Source organism: Hoeflea prorocentri, assembly GCF_027944115.1.
In the GTDB taxonomy this organism is placed as follows: Bacteria; Pseudomonadota; Alphaproteobacteria; order Rhizobiales; family Rhizobiaceae; genus Hoeflea_A; species Hoeflea_A prorocentri.
This window is the reverse complement of the sequence record NZ_JAPJZI010000001.1, coordinates 1623323-1643423: the sequence shown is the minus strand read 5'-3', so window position 1 is coordinate 1643423 and position 20101 is coordinate 1623323. Positions and strand designations below refer to the sequence as shown.

17 protein-coding genes are annotated in these 20101 nt (G+C 56.5%); 8 read left to right on the top strand and 9 right to left on the bottom strand.

The window, feature by feature from the left end:
* Nucleotides 1-127: 127 nt before the first annotated feature.
* Nucleotides 128-616, top strand: a complete 489-nt coding sequence (locus OQ273_RS07640; protein WP_267989859.1) for a LysM peptidoglycan-binding domain-containing protein — start codon at nt 128-130, stop codon at nt 614-616.
* Between the two features lie 89 nt (nt 617-705).
* On the opposite strand, the gene sufA is transcribed toward OQ273_RS07640, so the two are convergent.
* The 7 genes from sufA to OQ273_RS07605 all read right to left on the bottom strand — a co-directional run bounded on the left by sufA (nt 706) and on the right by OQ273_RS07605 (nt 7739).
* Complete coding sequence (gene sufA, locus OQ273_RS07635; RefSeq protein WP_267989858.1) at nt 706-1104, bottom strand: Fe-S cluster assembly scaffold SufA; 399 nt, start codon at nt 1102-1104, stop codon at nt 706-708.
* 56 nt (nt 1105-1160) lie between these two features.
* Nucleotides 1161-1538 (bottom strand): SUF system Fe-S cluster assembly protein, encoded by a 378-nt coding sequence (locus tag OQ273_RS07630; protein WP_425602978.1) that lies wholly within the window; start codon nt 1536-1538, stop codon nt 1161-1163.
* A 21-nt stretch (nt 1539-1559) separates the two neighbouring features.
* On the bottom strand, nt 1560-2792 hold the full coding sequence (locus tag OQ273_RS07625; protein WP_267993052.1) for a cysteine desulfurase: 1233 nt from the start codon (nt 2790-2792) through the stop codon (nt 1560-1562).
* A gap of 16 nt (nt 2793-2808) precedes the next feature.
* Nucleotides 2809-4080 (bottom strand): Fe-S cluster assembly protein SufD, encoded by a 1272-nt coding sequence (gene sufD, locus OQ273_RS07620; protein ID WP_267989856.1) that lies wholly within the window; start codon nt 4078-4080, stop codon nt 2809-2811.
* A 26-nt stretch (nt 4081-4106) separates the two neighbouring features.
* On the bottom strand, nt 4107-4862 hold the full coding sequence (gene sufC / locus OQ273_RS07615) for a Fe-S cluster assembly ATPase SufC (protein WP_267989855.1): 756 nt from the start codon (nt 4860-4862) through the stop codon (nt 4107-4109).
* 72 nt (nt 4863-4934) lie between these two features.
* Entirely contained in the window at nt 4935-6404 is a 1470-nt protein-coding gene (gene sufB / locus OQ273_RS07610; protein ID WP_267989854.1) for a Fe-S cluster assembly protein SufB, read from the bottom strand.
* A 156-nt stretch (nt 6405-6560) separates the two neighbouring features.
* Nucleotides 6561-7739: a cysteine desulfurase family protein gene (locus OQ273_RS07605; RefSeq protein WP_267989853.1), complete on the bottom strand. Its 1179-nt coding sequence runs from the start codon at nt 7737-7739 to the stop codon at nt 6561-6563.
* A 200-nt stretch (nt 7740-7939) separates the two neighbouring features.
* Here OQ273_RS07605 and OQ273_RS07600 point away from each other — a divergent pair, with 200 nt between their 5' ends.
* Together OQ273_RS07600 and OQ273_RS07595 are read left to right on the top strand one after the other, a co-directional pair.
* Nucleotides 7940-8617 (top strand): alpha/beta hydrolase, encoded by a 678-nt coding sequence (locus OQ273_RS07600; protein WP_267989852.1) that lies wholly within the window; start codon nt 7940-7942, stop codon nt 8615-8617.
* A 15-nt stretch (nt 8618-8632) separates the two neighbouring features.
* A complete protein-coding gene (locus OQ273_RS07595) occupies nt 8633-9514 on the top strand; it encodes a formylglycine-generating enzyme family protein (RefSeq protein WP_267989851.1) in 882 nt (293 codons plus the stop codon).
* Here the strand turns inward: OQ273_RS07595 and OQ273_RS07590 are convergent.
* Nucleotides 9511-10671: an anhydro-N-acetylmuramic acid kinase gene (locus tag OQ273_RS07590; protein WP_267989850.1), complete on the bottom strand. Its 1161-nt coding sequence runs from the start codon at nt 10669-10671 to the stop codon at nt 9511-9513. The two genes, OQ273_RS07595 and OQ273_RS07590, sit on opposite strands and share 4 nt — an antisense overlap.
* 117 nt (nt 10672-10788) lie before the next feature.
* Between OQ273_RS07590 and tyrS the strand changes: the two genes are divergently transcribed.
* Nucleotides 10789-12042 carry a tyrosine--tRNA ligase gene (gene tyrS, locus OQ273_RS07585; RefSeq protein ID WP_267989849.1) on the top strand — a complete coding sequence of 418 codons (1254 nt, stop codon included), beginning with the start codon at nt 10789-10791 and terminating at the stop codon, nt 12040-12042.
* Between the two features lie 13 nt (nt 12043-12055).
* Here tyrS and OQ273_RS07580 read toward each other — a convergent pair whose 3' ends face one another.
* Entirely contained in the window at nt 12056-15592 is a 3537-nt protein-coding gene (locus OQ273_RS07580; RefSeq protein WP_267989848.1) for a YhdP family protein, read from the bottom strand.
* A 141-nt stretch (nt 15593-15733) separates the two neighbouring features.
* On the opposite strand from OQ273_RS07580, the gene bcp reads away from it, so the two are divergent.
* The 4 genes from bcp (at nt 15734) to OQ273_RS07560 (ending at nt 20086) form a co-directional block, all read left to right on the top strand.
* Nucleotides 15734-16198 carry a thioredoxin-dependent thiol peroxidase gene (gene bcp / locus OQ273_RS07575; RefSeq protein WP_267989847.1) on the top strand — a complete coding sequence of 155 codons (465 nt, stop codon included), beginning with the start codon at nt 15734-15736 and terminating at the stop codon, nt 16196-16198.
* Nucleotides 16199-16233: 35 nt separating this feature from the next.
* Nucleotides 16234-17070, top strand: coding sequence for a ferritin-like domain-containing protein (locus OQ273_RS07570; RefSeq protein WP_425493359.1), 837 nt, complete (start codon nt 16234-16236; stop codon nt 17068-17070).
* Nucleotides 17071-17147: 77 nt separating this feature from the next.
* Nucleotides 17148-18416: a M23 family metallopeptidase gene (locus OQ273_RS07565; RefSeq protein ID WP_333781682.1), complete on the top strand. Its 1269-nt coding sequence runs from the start codon at nt 17148-17150 to the stop codon at nt 18414-18416.
* A 263-nt stretch (nt 18417-18679) separates the two neighbouring features.
* Nucleotides 18680-20086 (top strand): DEAD/DEAH box helicase, encoded by a 1407-nt coding sequence (locus OQ273_RS07560; protein WP_267989846.1) that lies wholly within the window; start codon nt 18680-18682, stop codon nt 20084-20086.
* The last annotated feature ends 15 nt before the right edge of the window (nt 20087-20101 follow it).

Sequence of the window (20101 nt, the reverse complement as noted above, 5' to 3'; positions counted from 1 at the left end):
CGATCCGACAGCCGGGTTATTGGTGTCGTGGCGATTGCCACAGACGCGCTTGGAGGGTCGCCATATGTTTGGCCTCCGGGCGCGAAAGTCACTTTGCGGCAGACCTCATCAAATGGAGATGGCGACCATGAATATTGAAATCCAGCAGCCTCAACCTTTCGACCTTGTCGGCAAGGAGATCCTCATTGCGGGCAATGCAGTCGGGTTCGAATCCCATCTGACAATAAGAGTAAGCGAAGGCCATGATGAGGTGATCGGCTCGGCGACAGCCGGAGCGACCTCGATCCGCCAGTTTCAGGCGAGCATTTTCATACCCGACAATATCGGCTTCACATTGAACAGGCTTTTCGTAACCGTAAGCGATGACAGCGCAGGCGGCGAAGGCGCAATCCCGACGGTCACCGTTCCGGTTCTTTACGGCCCGATGATCCTTCCCGGCTACACGGGCTATTTCCAACACCAGATCGCACCGGGGGACACGCTGACCTCAATCGCACAGCATTATTATGAGGGCAGTTCAGACTGGCAACCGATCATGCAGGCAAATCAGCATATTATCACTGATCCGGATCTCATTTTTCAGGGACAGGTATTGCGCATTCCGCGCAATGTCTAAAACAAAAGTCTCGGGCCGCGGCCTGTCCGTCAACGAAAAAGCCCCGCTTAACTGAGCGGGGCTTTCAAACTGCTTGCTGCCGTGGCGATCTAGCCGTCGGCACGCACCACCGGATCGCCCTTGTCGGCGAGCGCTTTCAGATCAGCCGGTTTCAATTCCACCGACTCGCCGCAGCCGCAGGCTGACGTCTGGTTCGGATTGTTGAAGACAAAACCCGAGCGCAATGTGGTTGTCTCGAAATCCATCTGCGTGCCGAGAAGAAACAGCACGGCCTCAGGAGCGATATAAACCCGGGCTCCATCATGCTCTACAAGATCATCTTTGCCGTCAGCCTCTGCGACAAGGTCGACCGTATACTCCATGCCGGCGCAACCACCCTTTTTGATACCTATGCGCAGGCCCACTGCCGGCTCGTCGGCATTGGCAACGATGTTCCTGACACGTTCGGCTGCCGTGTCAGTCAATGTCATGACTTCAAACTGGCCCATCATTCACCTCCAGAATACGCGCGTACCACCATATCGGAGCGGCACGATCGAACCGTTCAATACCAGCCGACCGCGATCTGCGCTTCTTCGGACATACGGTCCGGTGTCCATGGCGGATCGAAGGTCATCGCGACCTCCACTCCGGAAACGCCTTCGACCGTATTGACCGCGTTTTCCACCCAGCCGGGCATCTCACCGGCCACCGGGCAGCCGGGGGCGGTCAGCGTCATATCGATCTTCACGTTGCGGTCGTCCTCGATATCAATGCGGTATATGAGACCGAGCTCATAGATATCCGCAGGAATCTCGGGATCGTAGACCGTCTTGATCGCGGCAATGATGTCATCCGTCATCCGCGCCAGTTCCTCGCGCGGGATTGCTGACGCGGTAAACGTGCCGCTGGTCTTTTCCGGTGTTTGCAGTTCGTCACTCATCATCTCAGACTCGCTTTCGCGTCAGGCAAAAAACTCGCGCGCTTTCAACAGCGCATTGTACAACTTATCGATTTCGTTCCGCGTATTATACATTCCAAATGACGCGCGGCACGTTGACGTAACGCCGAACCGCCTCAGCAGCGGCTGGGCGCAGTGCGTGCCGGCCCGAACGGCGACGCCTTCCCGGTCGATCACCATCGAAATGTCATGCGCATGGATGCCCTCGATTTCGAAAGAGACAATTGCGCCTTTGCCGGGAGCGTTGCCAAATATGCGTAGCGAATTAATTTGGCTAAGCTTTTCATGTGCATAGGCTCGTAAATCCGCCTCGTGGGCTGCAATTTTTTCCCTGCCGATGCTTTCCATATAGTCAAGCGCAGCGCCCAATCCAATAGCCTGCACGATAGGCGGCGTGCCCGCTTCGAAACGGTGCGGCGGATCGTTATAGGTCACAGCGTCTTCGCTGACGTCAAAGATCATCTCGCCGCCGCCCTGGAACGGGCGCATTTTCTCCAGCATCTGCTTCTTGCCGTAAAGAACGCCGATACCCGACGGACCATAGACCTTGTGTCCGGTAAACACATACCAGTCGCAATCGATATCGCGCACGTCGACCGGCATATGGACGGCAGACTGACTGCCGTCGATCAGAACGGGTATGCCCCGCTCCTTGGCGATGCGGCAAATCTCTTTCACCGGCACCACGGTACCAAGCACGTTGGACATGTGCGTAATCGCGACAAGCTTGGTGCGTTCTGTCAGTTGCGCCTCGAAATCGGCAACATGAAACGCTCCGTCATCATCGACCGGTATCCATTTAAGCTCCGCGCCCTGCCGCTCGCGAATGAAATGCCACGGAACGATATTCGAGTGATGTTCCATCAGGCTGAGGACGATCTCGTCGCCCTCGCCGATCTGGGGCATGCCGTATCCGTAGGCCACGGTGTTGATGGCCTCGGTGGTCGACTTGGTAAAGACAATCTCGTCGACCGAGCCGGCATTGATGAAACCGCGCACCTTCTCACGCGCGGCCTCATAGGCATCCGTCGCCGCATTCGACATATAATGAAGTCCGCGATGCACATTGGCGTATTCGCTTGAATAGGCGTGTGTCACCGCATCAATCACCGCCTGCGGCTTTTGAGCGGACGCGCCGCTGTCCAAATAGACGAGCGGCTTCCCGTAGACCGTCTGGGACAGGATCGGAAAATCCCGCCTTATGGCCCCGACATCGTAGGTGTCAGCCTGTCCCATAACGGCCTGCGATGTGTCAGCCATGATGATCGAGCCAGTTTTCAAAACGCGTTTCCAGGGCTTCGATCAATGCCGGGTCTTCAAGTTCTTCTACGATCTCTGCAATGAAAGCGTTGACCAGCATGCTGCGGGCCCGCTTTTCGGAGATACCGCGTGCACGCAGGTAGAACAGATGGTTTTCATCGATATCGGCGACCGTTGCACCATGGGCGCACTGTACATCGTCGGCAAAGATCTCCAGTTCCGGCTTGGCCGAAAAGTCGCCATCGTCAGACAAAAGAAGCGTATTGCATGCCATGCGCGCATCCGTCTTCTGGGCAATCTGCGCAACATTGATCTGCCCCTGGAACACGCCATGCGCACGATCAAAGACCACATTACGGAAAGTTTCCGTGGATACGCAGTCAGGCTCCAGATGGTCCAATACCATGGTGACATCGGTGTGGCTGTCGCCGCCGAGCAGGTTGACACCGCTCAGAGCAAGTTCGGAACCCTCGCCCTTCGCCTTGATATTGATCTCCTGACGCACCAGCTTGCCGCCCGAATTCGCGACGAACAGCGTCAACTGCGCATTGGCGCCGAGTTCAATGTTTATCTGGCCGAAATGCGTATCGGAAAGTCCCCTTTCCTGACTGATGACCCAGAAAACCTGTGCCTCGGCGCCGACCTTCAGATCAGTTATTGAAGAAACAAGCGTGTCGGTTTCTCCGCCGATATGCCGCTCAAAAAACGTGCCTTTGGCACCTTCGCCAACGGTCGCTGAAAACCGGCAATGAGCCTGTCCACCGTCCTGAAGGACCTGAATTTCAACCGGACGTTTGAGTTCTGCATTGGCCGGAACGGTCAGGTCGAACCCATCACCCGCCAATGCGCCATTCAACCGTCCGATCAGGTCGTCCGTACTCTGCAGCACCATTCGATGCGCTGCGGTGCCGGTGTTGAGCGCCTCGCGGTAGTGTTTGAGTTCAGCGTCACCGGAAATCGTTGCGTCCCACGCACGCCCATCGGAAACGACCAGCACGTCGGATCCATCGACAAGCGGCGCCACCGCATCCGATGCGCCATTGGCGTTGTCCTCAGGCACCGACTTCAACAGGTTGCGAAGATCGGTATAGTGCCACGCTTCCACGCGCCGGGTCGGCAATCCATCGAACTTGATATCATCCATGAAACCGTTTCGGATCGCAGCGATCGCGCCGTCTCCGGGAAGACTGTCAATCCGATTGACGAACGTGTCGACAAGCGCCTGTTCCGCGGCAGTGATCGGTCTTTTGCTCTGCATATTCATCACAAAACCTTTTCAACCAGCCGCAATCAGGCTGCATCCTCGATAATTTCGGCGTAACCGTTGGTTTCAAGCACCTGCGCCAGTGATTTGTCGCCCGACTTGATCACGCGTCCCTGGTAGAGCACATGGACGGTATCCGGCACGATATGCTCAAGCAGACGCTGATAGTGCGTGATGACAACGATGGCCCTGTCGGGTGAGCGAAGTGCGTTCACTCCATCGGACACCACTTTGAGCGCGTCGATATCGAGGCCTGAATCCGTCTCGTCCAGCACACACAGCTTCGGCTCCAGAAGCGCCATCTGCAGAATTTCCGCCCGTTTCTTCTCGCCGCCGGAAAAGCCCACATTCAACGGGCGCTTCAGCATGTCCATGTCAATCTTAAGCTCGCCGGCAGCGGCACGCACGCGACGGATAAACTCAGGCGTCGTCAGTTCGTCCTCGCCGTTCGCCTTGCGTTGCTCATTCATGGCCACTTTCAAAAACTGCATCGTGGCGACGCCCGGAATTTCCACCGGGTATTGAAAGGCCAGGAATATGCCGGAAGCAGCGCGCTCGGACGTATCCATTTCCAGAATGCTTTCTCCATTATAGAGAATATCGCCTTCTGTGACCTCATAGTCCTCGCGCCCTGTCAGGATATAGGAAAGAGTCGACTTGCCGGAGCCGTTCGGCCCCATGATGGCAGCCACTTCGCCGTTTTTTACGGTCAGGTTGAGGCCACGGATAATCTCCGTTCCGTCCTCAGCAATGCGTGCATGCAGGTTCTTAATCTCAAGCATTTCTTTCAAATCCCTCGATTGGCGGCAGCGCGGAAACGCCCACAGGCTCGCGCGCCGCGATCTTATCTGTTGTTAACCGACACTGCCTTCCAGGCTGATTCCAATGAGCTTTTGCGCTTCAACCGCAAATTCCATCGGCAATTCCTGGATCACTTCCTTGACGAAGCCGTTGACGATCAGGGCGATCGCCTCTTCTTCCGGAATACCGCGCTGCATGCAGTAAAAGAGCTGATCTTCCGAGATCTTCGAGGTCGTCGCCTCATGCTCGAACTGCGCCGTGGCGTTTTTGGCCTCGATATAAGGCACAGTATGCGCCCCGCAATTATTGCCGATCAGCAATGAATCACACTGTGTGAAGTTGCGGGCATTGGTGGCCTTGCGGTGTGCGGAGACCTGACCGCGATAGGTATTGTTGGAACGTCCGGCGGAAATACCTTTGGAGATGATGCGGCTCGACGTGTTCTTGCCGAGGTGAAGCATCTTCGTTCCGCTGTCGATCTGCTGACGTCCATTCGACACGGCGATCGAATAGAACTCGCCGCGCGAATTGTCGCCACGCAGAATACAGGATGGATATTTCCAGGTAATGGCCGAACCGGTTTCAACCTGTGTCCAGGAGATTTTCGAGTTGGCGCCGCGGCAATCGCCGCGCTTGGTGACGAAATTGTAAATCCCGCCCTTGCCTTCACTGTCTCCCGGGTACCAGTTCTGTACCGTCGAATATTTGATCTCGGCATCGTCAAGCGCCACGAGTTCAACCACTGCTGCGTGCAACTGGTTCTCATCGCGCTGCGGTGCTGTGCACCCTTCCAGATAGGAAACGTAACCCTCGTCTTCGCAGATGATCAGCGTGCGCTCGAACTGGCCGGTGTCCTTCTCGTTGATGCGAAAATAGGTGGACAACTCCATTGGGCAGCGAACGCCCTTTGGAATGAACACGAAAGACCCATCGGTGAATACCGCAGAGTTCAGCGCCGCATAGTAGTTGTCGCTGACGGGCACAACGGAACCAAGATATTTGCGAACCAGATTGGGATGTTCGCGGATGGCCTCCGAAATCGACATGAAAATCACGCCGGCCTTGGCAAGCTCTTCCTTGAACGTGGTCACGACAGAAACGGAATCGAAGACGGCATCGACAGCCACCTTGGATTCCTGAACTCCGGCAAGGATTTCCTGCTCCCGCAAAGGGATACCGAGTTTCTCGTAGGTCGCAAGCAGTTCCGGATCCACCTCGTCAATGGTCTTCGGTCCGGTCTGGTTTTTCGGTGCCGCGTAGTAGTAGATGTCGTTGAAATCAATCTGCGGATAGTCTACGCGCGCCCAACTTGGCTCTTGCATTGTGAGCCAGCGCTTGTAGGCGTCCAGACGCCATTCAAGCATCCAGTCCGGCTCTTCCTTCTTTGCGGAAATGAAGCGGATGATGTCTTCATTCAGCCCCTTTGGGGCCTTGTCCATTTCGATGAATGTTTCGAAACCGTATTTATACTGGTCCACATCGATCTGGCGGACCTGATCGATCGTCTCCTGCACGGCAGGCATTGGCGCTCTCCAATCTCGCCGGGGTCAAGGTCCGGCAGTTGTCAACGTCATTATGTCTTTCAGCCCGTTTCAAAGCCGGGCCTAATGCGAATTTAGTGTTCTGGAAATCAGATTCCAGCACCTGCATTCGCTTGTAAGCCGTATTTTGTAACTTTTCTAGACTAGCGCCGTTTTTTCTTTCCGGTTTTTGTCACGTTTTTCATTGATCTTTCCAAAAACACGAAGAAATTCAGTTAGTTCTGCGTCGGAGGTCTCCAATCCTATGCTGACACGGATTCCGCCGAGGTCGGCATCTTTCCCCATGGCGGCCAGTACGTGACTCGGTCCAACCTTGCCCGATGAGCAGGCCGAACCGGCTGAGACGGCAATGCCTTCAAGATCAAATGCGATCTGCGCGGTTTCCGCCTTGAGGCCGGGAAGAGAGAAAAACGTCGTATTAATCAGCCTCGGCGATTCGCCCGCATGGATGATGCAATCCGGTGCCATTTGTCTGATACCCGCTTCTAGCCGGTCGCGGTCGGCGGCGATCTTTCGGGCATTCGCTTCGAGATCATTAAGTGCCTGCTCTGCGGCAGCGCCAAAGCCGGCCGCGGCCGCCGGGCTCTCCGTGCCGGAACGGTGTCCCCTTTCCTGCCCGCCGCCTGGGATAAGAGGGACAGGCATCATGATTTCACCAGCACTGACAACCGCGCCGATACCCTTGGGGCCGCCAATCTTGTGAGATGACAGCAGCAGGAAATCTGCACCCAGGGCGCTGATATCGACCGCCAGGCGCCCCCCGGCCTGGACAGCATCGACAACCAGTATGCCGCCATGTTCCTTTATAATTGCTGCAGCTTCAGCGACCGGCTGGAGAACACCGGTTTCATTGTTGGCAAGCTGGATGGCAACCAGTGCCAACCCGGACGCCGCATCATGATCTTCAAGACGCGTCTTCAAGGCCACCAGATCGACAAGGCCTTGCGAATCAACTGCCAGTTTCGTGATCTGTTCTGGCCCGAAGCGTCCACCCGCAAGAATGCAGGGATGCTCGACCGCCGGCACGTAAAGATGCGAGACCGCAAGATCTGCCTTCCCCATCTTGTAGTGGGGCGTGAGCACAGTGGCTGCTGCCTCGGTCGCTCCGGATGTGAAGGTGACGCACGCCGCACTTGCGCCGGCGAGCGCTGCGACCTGACGGCGCGCTTTGTCCATAACTGCGCGTGCCGCCCGGCCTTCCGCGTGAACCGAAGACGGATTTCCGGGCAAGGCCAATGCCTCTTCCATCGCCTCGCGCGCCTGCGGCAGCAAAGGCGCGGTCGCGTTGTAATCCATATAGATGCGTGGCTTTTTCATGCTTCGTCAGATTCGGCGCCGTCGACAACGCCTTATTTTCCTTGAAATTCCGGACGCCGATGGCTTATGACACCTGCTTATATCCGGAAGGATAATTAAAAACCAAATCGAACCAACCTACATAGTGCTGGCGGACCGACGTACAGAGCCCAACCTGGCTGGCCGGTTCTATCAGATTGTAGGTTTGAGCCGGAGACACAATGCCCGAAGTCATCTTTAATGGTCCAGCGGGGCGGCTGGAAGGCCGATATCAGCCCGCCAAGGAAAAGAACGCGCCAATCGCGATCGTGCTGCACCCGCATCCGCAGTTCGGCGGGACGATGAACAACCAGATCGTCTACCAGCTCTTTTATATGTTCCAGCAGCGCGGTTTCACCACGCTCAGGTTCAATTTCCGTTCGATCGGCCGCAGCCAGGGAGCCTTCGACCACGGCACGGGCGAACTGTCCGATGCGGCAGCGGCACTCGACTGGATCCAGAGCCTGCACCCCGACAGCAAGAGCTGCTGGGTCGCCGGCTATTCCTTCGGCGCCTGGATCGGGATGCAACTGCTCATGCGCCGGCCGGAAATTGAAGGCTTCATGTCGATCGCACCACAGCCCAATATTTACGACTTCGCATTCCTTGCACCCTGCCCGTCATCCGGCCTCATCATCCATGGCGATGCGGACCGGGTTGCGCCGGAAAAGGACGTTCAGGGTCTTGTCGAAAAACTCAAGACACAAAAGGGCATCATGATCACCCAGAAGATCATGCCTGGCGCCAATCACTTCTTTAACGGTCAGGTTGACGAACTGATCGGTGAATGCACCGATTATCTTGACAGGCGTCTTGCCGGTGAATTGGTCCCGGAACCAGCGCCGAAACGTATCCGCTGACAAACAGAGCAGACCATGAACAGAAGAACGCGGCACGATGGAATAAAACGGGCCGCGTTTTTTGTTGCGGCAATGCTTTTGCTGCCGCTTGGGAAGGTTGCTGCCGAAAGCGCTTTCGCTATCCCGCAGACAACCGAAATCCCGGCAGGGCCTTTTATCATGGGCTCAGACGCCACCGAACGCGAGATGGCCTATCGCCTGGACGAAGAGGCCTATGGCCACAGCGTGACCCGCGAACGCGGTTGGTATGATCATGAACCACGAAGCACCATTGATCTGCCATCCTTTCAGATCGCCAAAACACCGATCACCAACGCACAATATGCCGTCTTCCTCGAAGAAACCGGACATACGCCACCGACCGTCAGCCGCGACGTGTGGGAGGGATATGGTCTGATCCATCCCTTTGAACGCGCCGAGCCTTACATATGGAATTCGACGGCAGCACCCGGCGGAAGGGAATCACACCCGGTGGTCATGGTTAGCCAACGCGACGCGCGCGCCTATGCTGATTGGCTGAGCAAAAAGACCGGTGATGTGTGGCGCCTGCCGACGGAGGCTGAATGGGAAAAGGCAGCGCGCGGCCCACAAGGTCTTTACTTTCCCTGGGGCAATGACTTCAACGCAGCACGCCTTAACAGCCATGATCAAGGCCCCTTCTCGACGTTACCTGTCGGCAGCTACCCATCCGGCGCCAGCCCCTACGGCCTGCTGGATGCCGCCGGCCAGGTTTTCGAATGGACATCAACGCCCGCCGGTAACAACCGCCACATCGTCAAGGGCGGCTCCTGGGACGACAAAGGCTGCGGGGTCTGCCGTCCCGCGGCAAGACACAGCCGGCCTGATACCATCAAACATATTCTCGTCGGTTTCCGCCTTGCGCGCGAGCCGTCCTAACCGGCCTCGACCTTGCGGGACGGCTTTGCAATCTTGCCACCCGTTACCGGTTGCCTGCATCCCGTCGTTCCCGGCCATGACAGCGCGAGACCCAGATGCGACCGGATCGCAAGGAAGGCCCAGGCCTCGGCCTCCATACCGTCTCCGTCGAGGTCGAGGTCTTCCGCAGGAAGAACCGAGCCGCTACTCGGTGTCACGAGATCCTGAAGGTCGTCCATAATGATGCGATTGCTTCGGCCGCCGCCACATATGATCCATGTCTTTGGAATTTCAGGCAGCTTTTGCGCCGATTTCAGCAACGCCTCGGCCGTCAGCCTTGCGAGGCTTCGCGAACCATCTTCAAGACCGGCCTCATCCGGGTCCGGCGGCAAAAAGTCATTGCGGTCGAGAGATCTGCGTTTCGACGATACATCGAAGAATGCCGCCTCCAGATAGGGATCGATCAACCGGCGCAGCACCTGCCCTTCGCTGGCTATGGCGCCGCCCTGATCAAACGGAATGCCGGCCTTCATCTCGACCCACTGGTCGATCAGCGAATTACCCGGCCCGGTATCGAATGCCGTGAGCTGCCCGTCCGCATCGACGCTCGTAATGTTGGAGATGCCTCCGATATTGACAAAAGCCACCGGCCAATCGCAGGTGAGACCTTTGGCAAGAGCGCCGTGATAAGCAGGCGCCAATGGCGCGCCCTCTCCTCCGGCTTTCATGTCATTGGCCCGCATATCGTAAACGACGGGAATTCCGATCCGTTCGGCCAGCAGCGAGCCATCCCCGATCTGAACGGTCAGGCCCCGCTCTGGCCGATGCAAAACGGTCTGACCGTGAAAGCCGACAAGATCAACCTGATCCGGTGTTAATCCGAAACGAGACAGATAGGTCTCCACTGCATCGACATGCAAATGTGTCAGCTCCCGCTCGAGGTTTCCAAGGTCGTCCGGGCGCTCATCCCGTTCGCGAATTGATTTGGCCGCCTCCAGCGCATCGGCAAGACGCCGCCTGAAATCGGGTCTGTAGGGAATGGTAAGGAACGCACCCCGTTCCACCACCTGCTCGCCATCGCTGCGAACCAGGGCAACATCAATCCCGTCCATCGACGTTCCGCTCATCAATCCGATGGCGGTCAGCACTTCCGCTTTGCCTGCGATGCGCGTGCTCATCAGCATCTCCGATATCATGCATTCAAACAAATGGCGTGAAATCAGCGAAAAAGGATGATAAACGCCCGCCGAACCGTCACAAAACGCGCATCGCGACCCGGCGTCAAAGGAAAAATCATGTCCGCCTTCAAATCAGATTTCCTCCACACACTCAGCGAGCGCGGATTCATCCATCAGACATCGGATAACAACGGACTTGATGACCTGTTCCGCCAGGAGACGGTCACCGCCTATATCGGCTTCGATCCAACCGCATCGAGCCTGCATGCCGGTTCCCTCATCCAGATCATGATGCTGCACTGGCTGCAACAGACCGGGCATCGCCCGATCGCGCTGATGGGCGGCGGTACCGGCATGATCGGCGATCCGAGCTTCAAGGATGAAGCGCGGCAATTGATGACGCCTGAAAAGATTGAGGAAAATCTCTCCGGTATCCGGGCGTGCTTCTCCAAATACCTGACATTCGGAGATGGTGAGACCGATGCCTTGATGGTCAACAATGCCGACTGGCTGATGGGCATCAATTATGTCGAATTCCTGCGCGATGTCGGGCGTCATTTCTCCGTTAATCGCATGCTTTCATTCGATTCCGTCAAACTGCGCCTTGACCGGGAACAGTCCCTGTCCTTTCTTGAGTTCAATTACATGATCCTGCAGGCATACGACTTTGTCGAACTGAACCGGCGCACCGGATGCCGGCTGCAGATGGGCGGCTCCGACCAATGGGGAAACATCGTCAACGGCATCGATCTTGGTCACCGCCTGGGTACGCCGCAGCTCTACGCGGTCACATCGCCGCTGCTGACCACCTCATCCGGCGCCAAGATGGGAAAATCGGCAACAGGCGCCATATGGCTCAATGCCGATCTCCTCAGCGTCTATGACTTCTGGCAATACTGGCGCAATACGGAAGATGCCGATGTCGTGCGCTTCCTCAAGCTCTACACGACCTTGCCGATGGACGAAGTTGCGCGGCTCGAGGCACTGGGCGGCTCCGAGATCAATGAGGTCAAGAAGACCCTGGCAACGGAAGTCACCGCGATTCTACACGGTCGAAAGGCGGCGGAAGAAGCGGCCGAGACTGCACGCAAAACCTTCGAGGAAGGCCTGGCAGCCGAAAATCTTCCGACAATCGAGATCCCGGCATCGGAACTCGATGCCGGTATCGGCCTGCTGAACCTGTTCGTATCTGCCGGTCTTGCGGCCTCCAATGGCGAGGCAAGACGTCATGTGAAAGGCGGCGCCGTGAAGGTCAATGACAAACAGGTCACGGATGAGCGGCGCGCGGTCGACAAGTCGGATCTGACCGAAGACGGAATAATCAAGCTTTCCCTAGGCAAGAAGAAGCATATGCTCGTCAGGCCGCTTTGAACTGCTGGCGCGACTAGCGTGTCTCGCTTCTGAAATTGTATTTACCCTCGGCATCGACATTGGTGCTGTCGTTGCGGAACTGGAAAATCGACCTGAATATTCCAGGCGCGATAAGAGAAATCGGATTGATGGCCAGCGTCGGATCGTCGAAACTTCCGGTCAGGCGGAACGTGATGCCGATGAGACCACGGTCGCGGCCATTGCCGAGAATAATACCCAGGACAGGTATCTCGCCAAATAATCTGTTAAGGCCATAGGCCGGCATGAACGTGCCGGTGATATCCATACCTGTATCAGAATCATAAACATCGCCCTGGAAGGCGAAGCCAACCTCCGTGCCGCGCGCGACGCCGTCGCTCAGGTGCAGGAAACCCTTGCCCATATCAATGCGCGCAAAGGCATATTGAAAATAGGCACGGCTGACATCGATATCCCGGCGAACGGCTTCATTGAGGCTTTCACCTCCTTGCGGTCGTGTTGATACGAGTTTTTGAAGGTGCTCGTCATTCACGACGCTGAAATCATTTATATCAACGGTACCCACATAAGGCCCGTTGCCGGACCTGACCAACTGGATGTCCAGCGTGCCGCCCCGAATCTTGCTGTATATATCTGCAAAGCGCGCAGCGGCACCCGCATCCTTGCTGCTGATTGTCAGGACGAGACTTGATCCATCATGTTTGCCCACGGCATCAATCTTCTTCCCGCCTGATGTCGTGGTTTGCAGATCAAGCCCCAAAATTTTGGAGCCTTGCCCGACATAATCCATCTTGAATGGTTGGACCGTCTCGCCGCCGAAGCCAATGGCGCGGTCGGTCCTGACTTTCAGTTCAACTTTTTCTTGCGACGTTTCGGTGGATTCGCCTTCCCCGTCGGCCAGAAGATGTTTTATCGACGATCGCAGATCCACAGCCTTACCCGAAACGTTGACCACAAAGGTGCTGCCTTTTCTGGTCACGTCTACGGAGAATTCATCGTCCCGGCTCAGCGATGCGCGCGAAATATCGGCGTTGATCAATTGCCCGTTTCTAAGTTCCAGATTGCCTCTGGCCGCAAAACCCTCTCCCGCCAGATTGAAATCCTTTATCGTGAACGCACCGGGCAACCCCAATCCCTTGCGCTCTTCTTCGTCAGTCTCGTCCCGGGCAGTTGCCTCTTCGCCGCCGGTCTCTTGCGGCACAAGGTCGAAAGTGGCGGTCGCCTTGATCCCCTTTCCCTTCGACCATCCGATCCACGGCAGGATCAACTTGGCCTCGGTGAAGTCTGCATCAAACGCCTGCCGGCCCTCTTTGCCCAGCTTGGCCTTCAGAAACACCGTGCCCTTGATCAATTCATTAAGTTGCGGGGCAAACTCAGCCCGATCCTTTTCGCTGATCTGGAACTTGACGGTCCGGTCCGAAGCAACGCCGTTTCCGGCTTCCAGCGGCTCCGTAAAATCAAGTTGCGACTGAATGCCGTTCAACTCAGCCTGCGCATCAATCTTGATCGTTGTCGTGTCGACATGCATTTTTCCGGTGGCATTGGTCACTTTCACGCCGTCGACCTTCGGCCCGATACTGACGCCATCAAGATCGAGCGACACATCCCAGACCGGGCTCGGCGGGTTTTGCTTATGAACGAGGCCAAACACGGCATGAACTTTCGAACTGACCGTTCCCTCGAAATCATCGGCTTTATAGGGTGTGCGCTCCAAGGCATTGATCGGGCGATAGGAGATCAGTTCCGCGACCGCTGCCGCTTCTCCCGAAACCTCGATATCGAGTTCCGCCATCAGCGGGCGCTCATCCGTTTTTCCGATGACAAAAAGACCGTTTGAAACCTCGACGCTGCGCTTTGAGGCAAAGTAGGAGGTGCCCTTGTCGATCTTGAGTTCCATCCTGTTACCGCGCAGGCTGAACAACCCGTCGGCGTTCCTGACCGGCGGAATATCGCCCGCAACATCAAACCGTGCATTCTTGATATCGAAATCGATCTGAAGCTGCTGATCATCCAGATGGAGCGCGTTGGGCAGCGCCGCCGCCATGCGTCCCTCGGGAATAAAGACCTTTATCTGGCCATCATGCACTGTACCGCCGAACAGGTTCTGCAAAACCCAGGACCGGGCCATCTTGGCGATCCAGTAGGGCCACAACTGTTTGACCGAGGCGGTATCCATCCGGTCGATATTGGCGACAAAACTGACTTCGGGGCTGGTGTCGGAAAGCTGTACACTGGCCGAGGAGAACATGCTGCCCTGCTTGCTCGTAACAATGAACTCGTCAACATAAAGCCGCCTCTCCGCTCTAACGAAGCGCGCAAAAGCCTTCATGGCAACGTCGATCGCAGGTTCACTTGAATCGGTTGGAGCCACCGTGGCCCGATCCACAAGAAGGTCAATCGCGATACCCTCGTCCTTCTGGTCAGGCAAACTAAGCAGGTCGATGATGCCGCCGTTGAAACTGTAGGAGGATTTGCCGATAGCAAGCCTGGACGATCGAATCTCTATGGATTTCCGCTTTGTGTCCATGGCGACATTAACGCGGCTCGGCCTCAGGTCGGCGGCAACGCCATCCATAAACAACTCGCCGGCGGAGAAATCCAGGTCGGCGCTCAATTCGGACAACTGTCCGGCACCTCGGCTGAGCGCGGTCAAATCGATCTCAACATCGCTTTCAAGGCGAAACTTCCGCTCGGGGTTATTGGAAAGTCCCCGGATCATTTTGCCAAGATGCACGCCTGTGACCTGCGCATCGAGCTGTGTCCGGTCGCCATTGGATCCAGCCGGAGCCGCGTGGGCCTTGATGTCAATCTCCTGGCCGGCGAAATCGAGACCCGCCTGCACCTCGATCCCGCCTGCACCATCGCGGGAAACCTCCGCCGAACGGACCGTCAGCGAACTGCCTCCGCCGGCAACGCCGTCCAGCGTCATATCAGACAGGAATACCGAACGGGTTCCGCGATCCTCAAGCATTGTAGACAAAGACCGTACAAGGGTCAGTGCCTGGTCGGTCACCGGCTCGAGATTGGCGATCTGAAAAGGCTCCCTCTGCGCATTTTCGGCAGCCTGACCGGGTCCTTCCGTTTCCGCGGCGTTTACAAGACCCCCTACGATCTCGATGTGTGAAATCTCAAGTTGACCGGACAAAAGCGGCAGGATCTGCAAGGCGATTTTCGCCTTCTCCGCGTGGAGTACCTCTACACCATCTGCGACCCGCCGAAGTCCCACATCTCGTGCCTCCAGCGCCACCATTCCGCGCTTGGCCAGCCTGATCCGCGTATTGTCGACTGTCGCTTGATACTGATCGCCTGCGGCATTTTGCAGTAGGGCCTGTGCCCGACCTGTCAGGGCACCGTCAGCGGCTCCGCTCTCCAGAAGCACCAGAGTCCCCACCAGCAACAAGATGACCAGTGCGGAAAGAATGCCAAACCCCTTGGCAAAATGATGAAGCAGTCCGAACCGGGCCGGCGTATTCACGATGATCGGTTCATGGGCGTTTGCAGACGGCATTTTGTGCAGCACGACCGAGTCGCGCCGCCTGCCTCTTTTTCGTCCGCCATGTGTGTCTGTCATGGATTGCGCTTCCAATGCCACACAACTGCCACGTCCATGTCCCTTTTTTGTGGCTTCGGGAATTGGACGATTCTAACTCCAACTATATATAGCTCGGCAATCCTAGCAACAGCTTACCAGAACGAGAGGGGAGCATACCTGATGACTGAACTTGCCGAAGGCATGAAGGCGCCCGAATTTTCCTTGCCGCGAGATGGTGGCGAGACAGTGGCCCTTTCCGATTATTCCGGCCGTAAACTGGTTCTCTTTTTCTACCCGAAAGACGACACCAGCGGCTGCACGGCCGAGGCCATTGCCTTCACTGCACTTGAGGACAAATTCAAGGCTGCGGGGACGGCTATCCTGGGCATGTCTCCCGATAGCGTGAAAAAGCACGACAAGTTCATCGCAAAACACGAACTCTCCGTCCCGCTGGCTTCTGATGAGGAAAAGACAACCCTGCAGACCTATGGGGTCTGGGTTGAAAAAAGCATGTACGGCCGGAAATACATGGGCGTAGAGCGTTCAACTTTTCTCATCGACGAAAACGGTAATATCGAAAAAATCTGGCGCAAGGTTAAAGTTCCGGGGCACGCCGAGGCCGTTCTCGAAGCCGTCGGCGGGTAGGCTGCTTCGGCAAATTATCTTGCTGAAGAACGCGCATGATGTCTGAAAGCGACACCATATCGTTCAGGTCGCTGCGCGACGGCGCCAACAAGGCCATTCGGGCAAGCGACCTCGATATCAAGACAGCGATCGCACAAGAGGCCGCGCGGCGTTGGCATGCGCGCGCCGTTTCACTGCGCTCACCGCTCGACGAGCCGGTTGCAGAAAGGCCGGGACGGCCCGCAAAACCTGAATTGCTACCGCCCCGGCTCGTTAAGAAGCGTAACCTCAACACGCAACAGGGCCGCATCGCCCTGTTGCACGCGCTGGCTCATATCGAGTTGAACGCGGTTGATCTCGCGCTGGACATCGTGGCGAGGTTTGCCAGCGAAAAGGTTCCGCTTACCTTCTTCGATGGCTGGATGCAGGTCGCCTATGAAGAGGCCAAACACTTCAATCTGATCAGGGCCCGTTTACGCGCTCTTGGTGCCGATTACGGCGACCTGCCGGCACATGACGGCCTGTGGCAGGCTGCGCATGATACACGCAACGATCTGAACGCAAGGCTTGCAGTGGTTCCCCTCATACTGGAGGCGCGCGGGCTGGATGTCACGCCGCCTCTACAGGCTAAGATGGTCCAGACCGGCGACACGGAAAGCGCGGCCATTTTGGACATCATCTACAACGACGAAAAGAAACATGTCGCCGTCGGCGCGAAATGGTTCCGTTTTCTGTGCCATCGGCAAAGAAAAAATCCGGAGGAAACCTTCAAAAAACTGGTCCGGGCCAATTTCCGTGGGCAGTTGAAAGCGCCCTTTAATGACGTAGCCCGGGCAGAGGCCGGGCTCACACCGTCATTTTACCGGAATCTGACATCAACAAACGCCTCATAAAGCCACCAACTCAAGCCTTTATTAACCTTAACGCAGTGTAATGGCGTCGTAGTAAAGACGGCATCGCGGGGGTAATTGTGTCGCAAAGTTCAGTCGGCCGCGTTTTTGGCAAACGCACCAAACAGCACACGATCATTCTGGCCAGCGGCGATCAAATCCGGCATTGGACCGTTCGGCCCTGGATGCTTGGCGTAACGGCAAGCGTACTGGCAGTCTTCGCCATCGGTTATCTTCTCGGTACGACCTATCTGGTTCTGCGCGATGATCTTATTGGCGCGGCCATGGCCCGCCAGGCTCATATGCAGCACGCCTACGAAGACAGGATTGCATCCCTGCGGTCCCAGGTTGACCGGATCACAAGCCGGCAACTCCTCGATCAGCAGCTGATGGACGACAAGATGACCCGGCTCCTGGAGCAGCAGGCCATGCTGAGCACCCGACACGGGCGTCTCGATATGCTGCTTAAACGTGCCGAAATCGTGGAATTCGTTCCTGAACAAATCCCCGTGCCGACGGCACGCCCCGATCAGGCTGACGTTGCGAAGCCACTCCGCCGCGCTGATACGCCCGTAGAAGGCAAGAGCGCCCGTCTGGAGCCGGCTGTCGAGGACACGCAAATCCGCACCGGCAAACTCGCCTTCGCTGCCCCGCCCGCCCGGCAGGCCGAGACAATATTCGACAACGTCATCGGCACCTTGAATACAATTGAACAGGAGCAGTTCAAAAAAGTTCAGGTACTCACATCCAATGCCTACCAGAATGCCGAAACGATCCGGTCCATCCTTCTACAGACCGGCATACCTGCCAATCTTCAAAATGCAGTTGGCGGGCCTTTCATCAGCGCTGAAAAGCCATCGGCTTTTGACAGTTCTCTGAACCATCTTGGCGATGCTCTTGAAACGCTGGAACAGGCCAAATCATTGGCACGTCAGGTGCCTGTTGCCCACCCTGTCCCGAACCATCCGGTAAGCAGCCGATTCGGCAAGCGCAAGGATCCGTTTTTCAAGCGCCTCGCACATCATGCCGGGATCGATTTCAAGACGCCCTATGGCCAGAGCATATTTTCCACCGGAAACGGCAAGGTTGTGAAGGCAGGACGCAAGGGCGGCTATGGCAAGATGATCGAGATTGATCACGGCAATGGCATCACAACGCGATACGCGCACCTTTCGCGCATCCAAGTCAAAGTCGGCGAGACGGTCGAGGCGGGAGATCGCATCGGTGCAGCCGGAAGCACCGGCCGCTCAACCGGACCACATCTTCACTATGAAATCCGGCTCAACAATGTTGCGGTCAATCCCCAGAGGTTCCTGACCGCCGGCGAGCAGCTAAGCAACTATCTTTGATAATGGCAATGGAAGCTCGACGTTGAAATCGCGGGCAGCCTCAACCACAATACGCCTGTGATCAGCCGCGCTTTCGAACCTATTCATAATACGACAGAATTAACTGTTTTTGCCACAAATACCCCATATTTTGTGCCGAACAGGGACAAAATCCGTGATTTCCTTGACTTGCGGGGTTGATCGGACTAGTCGGGGCGCAATATGGACGGAGTGTAACAGCACCCCAATTATCCAAGGCTCTTACAGCGGAAACGACATTTCCTTTGGTAACATTTTCTGATCTTGGCTTAAGTCAAAAGGTGCTTTCAGCCGTCGAAGACGCTGGATACACCACGCCGACACCTATTCAGGCGGGCGCCATTCCGCCCGCTCTGGAACGCCGCGACCTGCTTGGTATCGCGCAAACCGGAACCGGCAAAACGGCATCGTTCGTCCTTCCTATGCTGACACGGCTCGAAAAAGGCCGGGCACGCGCCCGCATGCCCCGGACACTTATTCTTGAGCCGACACGCGAACTTGCTGCGCAGGTTGAAGAGAATTTTGTCAAATACGGCAAATACCACAAGCTGAATATCGCTTTGCTGATCGGCGGCGTTTCCTTCGACGAGCAGGACCGCAAGCTTGAACGCGGCGCCGATGTGCTGATAGCAACACCAGGCCGCCTGCTGGATCATTTCGAACGCGGAAAGCTGCTTTTGACCGGTGTCGAAATTTTCGTCATCGACGAAGCCGACCGGATGCTCGATATGGGATTCATTCCTGACATTGAACGCATCGCCAAGTTGATCCCCTTTACGCGCCAGACACTCTTCTTCAGCGCCACCATGCCGCCGGAGATTCAGACGCTTGCCGACCGGTTCCTGCAGAACCCGGAAGAGATCAAGGTGGCACCGCCATCCACGACGGCAAACACGGTCGCACAGCGGCTGATTGCGACCGGATCGAAGGACTACGAAAAGCGCGGCACCTTGCGCGATTTGATCCGCGAACAGGATGACGTGAAGAATGCGATCATTTTCTGCAACAGAAAACGCGACGTGTCAGACCTGTTCCGTTCGCTTGAACGCCACGAATTTTCCGTTGGCGCGCTTCATGGCGACATGGACCAACGCGCACGCATGACGATGCTGCATAATTTTAAGGAAGGAAATATCCAGCTTCTTGTTGCCTCGGATGTGGCGGCACGCGGTCTTGATATTCCCGACGTCAGCCACGTCTTCAATTTCGACGTACCGATCCATGCGGAAGACTACGTTCACCGCATCGGACGTACCGGACGCGCCGGACGCGCCGGGAAATCGTTCACACTCGTCACAAAACGCGACGCCAAGCAGGTTGATGCGATTATAAAACTCATCGGCAAGGATATCGAATGGCACAACGGTGACATCTCTTCCCTCGCCGAGGAAGACACGGAAGCCGTAAAGCCAAAGTCAAGATCACGGCGCGGGTCAAAACAGAGCCAAACCGAGGCCGTAGATCGCGGCAGGAAAGACAAGAAAGAGCCGGCCGAAGCCTCAAAGGACGATAAGTCCAAAAAGGGCAAGAAGGCAGCGAACAACAATGATGACAAGCGCCGCTCCAGGCGCGGTGAAAGAGATGATTCGCCGACACCCATCGGCTTTGGCGATGAAATCCCTGCCTTTATGATGATTGGCGCTAAGCGCTGAGGATCGCACAGGCCC